Raw genomic sequence first — 3,614 nt, 5'->3', positions numbered from 1 at the left:
CTTTCGTTGTTACTCTTTACCAAAGCTCTCTCCTTCTCCCAAGCTGTGACCCCGAAGAAACTCCGCCGCGCTCATGCGCCTCTTACCCTCAAGCTGAAGCTCCGTAACCTTCAAGGCGCCGCTCCCGCACTTTACGACTATGCCGTCGGCCGCGGCCGAGATAACAACGCCGGGCGCCGCCTTCCCGTCGACGCCGGTTGAAACCCGAGCCCCGTGTATCTTCAGGAGCTTTCCGTTCCAGTAACTATACGTTCCGGGCCAGGGTTTCAGACCCCTTAACCGGTTCCTTATCTCCTCGGGACTCTTTGTCCAGTCCACCCTGCCGTCTTCCTTCTTAAGGAGCGGGGCGTAAGTCGCCTTCGTGTCGTCCTGCGGCTCCGGCGTCAGCTTCCCCTCCTGAAGCAAACCTATCGTCTTTACGAGGAGCGCCGCTCCGAGCCCGGAGAGTTTTTCCAGGACTTCGCCGGTCGTCTCGTCCTCCCCTATTTCAATCTCTTCGGTTAAGAGCACCGCGCCGGTGTCCATACCCTCGTCCATGAGCATGGTGCTGACTCCGGTCTTCGCCTCTCCGTTTATTACGGCCCAGTTCACCGGAGCCGCCCCCCGGTAGGCCGGAAGGAGTGAGGCGTGCAGGTTGACGCACCCGAGCCGGGGCAGGTCGAGCACCGCGCGCGGCAGTATCCTGCCGTAAGCGACGACCGCGATGAGGTCCGGCCCTAACGCCTTAAGTTCATTTATAAACCCCTCCCCCTTGATTGTCAAGGGTTCGAGCACGGGAAGCTTATGCTCCAGGGCGAGCGTCTTTACGGGCGAGTCCTTCGCGGATAACCCCCGGCCGCTCGGCCTCGTCGGCTGGGTAACGACGGCCCTCACGTCGGCCCCGGCCTCTATCATGGCCTTTAAGGAGGGGACCGCGAACTCCGGCGTCCCCATGAAAACGACCTTTAGCGAATCCGAAAAAGTTTTCATTCGTTGAAAGGGTGGTGACGGGTCTTTTTAAAGTACGCATCACGCACACGCATCACGGGTTCTTCAGAGGGCCACCTTTTCCTCTTCCTCCGTGCGGACCTTTTTGATGCGTTTCTTTATAAGCTCCCTCTTGAGCTTGCCGAGCCTGTCTATGAAGAGCACCCCGTCGAGGTGGTCTATCTCGTGCTGGAGCGCGATGGCGAAGAGCCCCCCGGCCCGCACCTCCACGGGGCTGCCCTCCTCATCGAGCGCCCTCAGCAGGACCTGAGAGGCCCTCCGGACGTCGGCCCGCACCTCCGGCACGCTAAGGCAGCCCTCCTCGTACTTTGTCTCCCCCTCGGCCTCGACTATCTCGGGGTTTACGAACTTGAAGACTTTTCTATTACCCCAGTCCTCTTCCCCGCCTTCCTCATCTTCCTCATCTTCCCCCTCTTTCCCCTCCCCCACCTCTTCGGGGAGTTCGAGCACTATAACCCTCTTTGCCACACCCACCTGTGTGGCGGCAAGCCCTACGCCACGGGCCTCGCGCATGGTCTCCACCATGTCGTCCATGAGGGTTTTTATTTCCTCGTCCACCTCTTCGATTGGGGAGGCTTTTTCCCTCAGGCGCGGGTCGGGATATATAAGTATCTCTCGCAGAGTCATACCCTATATTATAACTTAGTAGCCCGGCCGAGTCAAAACCCCGGGCGGGAACCGTCCTCATACCGTCATCACCGGGTCCACGTCGAGGGTGAGCTTTACGCCCGCGTGCTTCTTCAGATCAAAGTCCTTCTTGACCTTCCTGAGGAAGGCGTTCATCGTGGCGGCGTCCCCGGCCTTTACGAGCAGCTGCCACCTGTAGCGGCCCTTGAGCTTCGAGAGCAGCGCCGGGGCCGGGCCGAGGACGGAGATCTTTTCCCCACCAGCCTTCGGCAAGGCCCGCTCCGCCACCCCCCTTAGCTCCACGGCCGCGGCCTCGGCCCTCTTCTCGCTCGTCCCGTCCACCCTCATGCAACAGAGCCTCGTAAACGGCGGGTACCCGACCTCGCGCCTCATCTCGATCTCTTCGGCGAAGAACCCCTCGTAGTCGTGGGCCGCGGCGGCGGTGAAGCAGAAGTGCTCGGGGTTGAGCGTCTGGATGACCACCCTTGCGGGCGCCTCCCCCCTCCCGGCCCTGCCCGAGGCCTGGGAGAGGAGCTGAAAACTCCGCTCCGGACCCCTGAAGTCCGGGATGTTGAGCGAGGTGTCGCCGGAGACCACGCCGACGAGCGTTATGCCCGGCAGGTGGTGCCCCTTGGAGACCATCTGCGTACCGACGAGCACGTCCATCTCCCCGGATTCGACCGCATCAAGTATCTCCTTGGCCGTCCCCTTCCTGCGGGTCGTGTCGCTGTCCATCCTGCCAACGCGCGCCCCGGGGAAGAGCGCTCTCACCTCTTCTTCGACCTTCTCCGTACCCACGCCCGGGTCGACGAGGTTATGGCTCGAGCACCCGGGGCAGCTTCCGGGGATCGGCATCTCCATGTCGCAGTAGTGGCACTTGAGCCTCCGTGCGCGCTTGTGGACGGTAAGGGTGACCGAACAGTTCCGGCATTCGAAGGTGTGGCCGCAGTCCCGGCACGCGAGGAAGTTGGAAAAGCCCCTCCTGTTCAGGAAGAGCAGGGCCTGGTGCCCCTGGTCGAGGGTCTCGCCGATGAGATCCCTTAGCCTTTCGGAGAGGACCGCACCCTTATTCCCCCTCATGTCCATAAGCTCGACCGTGGGGAGTTCGCTCCTTGCCACCCTGTTCCTTATATAGAGCGGGGTAATCCTGCCCGTGGTCGCGTTATGGAAAGTCTCGACCGAGGGGGTGGCCGAGCCGAGGACCACGGTAATGCCGAGGAACTTCCCGAGCATCAGGGCTGAGTCCCGCGCGTTATACCTTATCCCTTCATCCTGCTTGTACGACGGGTCGTGCTCCTCGTCGACGACTATGACCCCGAGCTCCTTTATGGGAGAGAAGAGTGCGCTCCGGGCGCCTATGACGACATCCACCTCGCCCCGGAGTATCCTCCTCCACTGGTCGTAGCGCTCGCCTTCGCCAAGCGCGCTGTGGACCACCGCGACCCTGCCGGGGAAGCGATGGGTGAGGTAGGCCGTGGCCCTCGATGTAAGGGATATCTCCGGGACCAGCATGAGCGCCCGACGGCCGCTCCTTACCACCTCTTCGATCACCTTCAGGTAGACCAGCGTCTTTCCGCTCCCCGTTATGCCCCAGAGGAGATAGGGAGAGAATTTTTTTTCCTTTTCCTTTCCCCCAAGTGACGCCGTAATGGCGTCAAGCGCGGCCTGCTGCTCTTTATTGGGGTCGTGGCTCATGGCCCTCGGCTCGATATCGGCCGCCGGGTCCCTCGCGACCTCCCTCTCGGTAACCGTAATGAGTCCCTTTTCTTTCAACCTCCTGACGGCGTCGTCCACCCCTCCGAGAGCCTCTCTAACGGACTTAAGCGACACGGGGCCGCTTTCCATGAGGAAGGAGAGTACCTTTGCCTGCAGGGGAGAACGTTTCAGGCCCGCGAGCGCCCCACCCCCCCCGCCCCCCCCGGCTATCGAGACAATACTCTCGGTCTTCTTCTTCCCCCCGCCCCTGAGGCTTACCTCTTCGCGAAGAAAGCCCTTCCCCT

General features: G+C 61.8%; 3 protein-coding genes. All 3 read right to left on the bottom strand.

Annotated features, from left to right (window positions below; translation table 11 throughout):
* Nucleotides 1-9: 9 nt before the first annotated feature.
* Complete coding sequence (gene fmt / locus V3W31_00215) at nucleotides 10-969, bottom strand: methionyl-tRNA formyltransferase (protein MEE9613361.1); 960 nt, start codon at nucleotides 967-969, stop codon at nucleotides 10-12.
* A gap of 63 nt (nucleotides 970-1,032) precedes the next feature.
* Entirely contained in the window at nucleotides 1,033-1,614 is a 582-nt protein-coding gene (gene def, locus V3W31_00210) for a peptide deformylase (GenBank protein MEE9613360.1), read from the bottom strand.
* Nucleotides 1,615-1,671: 57 nt separating this feature from the next.
* Nucleotides 1,672-3,614 (bottom strand): primosomal protein N' (priA, locus tag V3W31_00205; protein MEE9613359.1); only part of this gene is annotated, 1,943 nt, incomplete at its 5' end.

This window comes from Thermodesulfobacteriota bacterium, assembly GCA_036482575.1.
Classification (GTDB): domain Bacteria; phylum Desulfobacterota; class GWC2-55-46; order GWC2-55-46; family JAUVFY01; genus JAZGJJ01.
Note: the sequence above shows the minus strand (reverse complement) of the source record. Positions and strands in the feature narration are given on the sequence as shown.